Annotated in this window: 3 protein-coding genes; all 3 read left to right on the plus strand. The window is 59.6% G+C overall.

Annotation, left to right across the window (positions count from 1 at the left end):
• Nucleotides 1-70 precede the first annotated feature (70 nt).
• On the plus strand, nucleotides 71-397 hold the full coding sequence (locus tag AUC60_RS06825) for a GPW/gp25 family protein (protein ID WP_087265336.1): 327 nt from the start codon (nucleotides 71-73) through the stop codon (nucleotides 395-397).
• Nucleotides 394-1,275, plus strand: a complete 882-nt coding sequence (locus tag AUC60_RS06830) for a baseplate assembly protein (protein ID WP_087265337.1) — start codon at nucleotides 394-396, stop codon at nucleotides 1,273-1,275. Before AUC60_RS06825 ends, AUC60_RS06830 begins: the two co-directional genes overlap by 4 nt.
• Nucleotide 1,276: 1 nt before the next feature.
• On the plus strand, nucleotides 1,277-1,822 hold a 546-nt coding region (locus tag AUC60_RS06835), incomplete at its 3' end, for a phage tail protein I (protein WP_087265338.1).

The following is a 1,822-nucleotide window of genomic DNA, read 5'->3' on the forward strand; positions in this document are numbered from 1 at the left end:
TAAGCACGTCCGAGCTGCTGGCCTACCTGAACGCCCATAAAGATTTCGAGCAGTTGTTGGAGTGACCTGAATGATCGGAATGGATCGCCGCACCGGCCAGCCGATCAGCGGCCTTGAACATCTGCGGCAGTCCATTGAAGACATTCTGTCGACCCCGCTGGGCAGTCGCCGGATGAAGCCTGAATACGGCAGCAGCATTCGCCGTTTCGTTGACCTGCCGGTTAACGAGGGGTGGAAAGGCGCTGTTCAGGCCGAAGCTGCCCGGGCATTAGGTCGTTGGGAGCCACGAGTGAAGCTCGGCAGCATCAAAGTTGTAGCGGTGCTCAACGGCAAAATCACGTTCAGCCTAGTGGCTGAGTACCAGGGTGAAAGCAAGCTATTGGAGGTGTCTGCATGAACATTGTGGACCTGTCATTGCTACCGGCCCCGGATGTTCTGGAAACCTTGGATTTTGAGGATATTTACGGCGAGGAACTGGCGAATTTTCGTCTTTTGATGGGGGAGGGTTGGAGCGCCGAGCTTGAAAGCGATCCAGTAGTCAAGCTGCTGGAGCTTGCCGCTTATAACAAGGTGGGCAATCGGGCGCGGGTCAATGACGCGGCCAAGGCTTTGATGCTGGCTTACGCCAAACGCTCAGACCTTGACCAGTTGGGTGCCCGGGTAAACCTCAAGCGTCTTGTGGTTGTCGCTGAAGACCTGACGACGTCACCTCCCACGGCTCAAGTGATGGAAGAGGATGACCCGTTTCGCGAACGTATCCAGATGAGCTGGGAAGGCCTGTCCACGGCCGGGCCGCGTAACAGCTACATCCTGCATGCGCGTAACGCCTCCGGGCTGGTGGCGGATGCCACGGCAGAAAGTCCGTCTCCGGCTGTTGTGGTGGTCACTGTTCTGGGGCTTGAGGGTGATGGCTCGGCCGATGAGGCGTTGCTGGATACGGTGCGCGCTGCTCTCAGTGACGAGGATGTACGGCCTTTGGGCGACCGCCTCACGGTGAAGGGGGCAGAAATTATCCCCTACACCATCACCGCCATTCTTCATCCGGTTGGCACCGGCTCCGAAAGTGAGGCGGCACTGGCCGACGCCCAGGAGCGTCTGGCTAAGTGGATGAATCCAAGGCGGCGACTGGGCGTCGAGGTGGCCCGTTCGGCCATTGATGCCCAGTTGCATGTCGCGGGGATTCGGCGCGTCGAGCTGGTGGGCTGGGCCGACATCCAGCCCACCAAGGAACAAGCGGCTTACTGCACCGCAGTCAGCGTGACGTTGGGGGTATGACATGAGCTTGCTGCCGAACAACAGTACGCCGCTGGAGCGCGCCATCGAGGGCGCAACCTCTGAAGTTACTCCAGCTCCGCTGCGATCCATTTACGACCCAGTGACGTGCCCAGTGCCCTTGCTGCCGTTTCTGGCTTGGGAATGCTCGGTAGACCGCTGGGTGGATACATGGCCTGTCGCGGTCAAGCGAGCGGCGATCAGTGCGTCGTATTACATTCATAAGCACAAGGGCACGATTGGTGCGATTCGTCGCGTGGTCGAGCCTCTGGGTTATCTGGTCAACGTCGTCGAGTGGTGGCAGAAGGTGCCGGAGGGAGAGCCTGCCACCTTTGAGCTTGAGGTGGGCGTTCTTGAAACGGGGATCAGTGAGGAAACCTATCAGGAGCTGGTGCTGCTGATCGACGACGCCAAACCCGTCTCCCGGCACCTGACCGGGCTGGCAATCAGTCTGGAAAGCACAGGCCGCCAGTACATGTCGGCCAGCCTCTATGAGGGTGACGAAATCGACGTCTATCCACCTGTGCCGCGTGACATCGAGGTCGCGGGC

Source organism: Pseudomonas caspiana, assembly GCF_002158995.1.
Classification (GTDB): Bacteria; Pseudomonadota; Gammaproteobacteria; order Pseudomonadales; family Pseudomonadaceae; genus Aquipseudomonas; species Aquipseudomonas caspiana.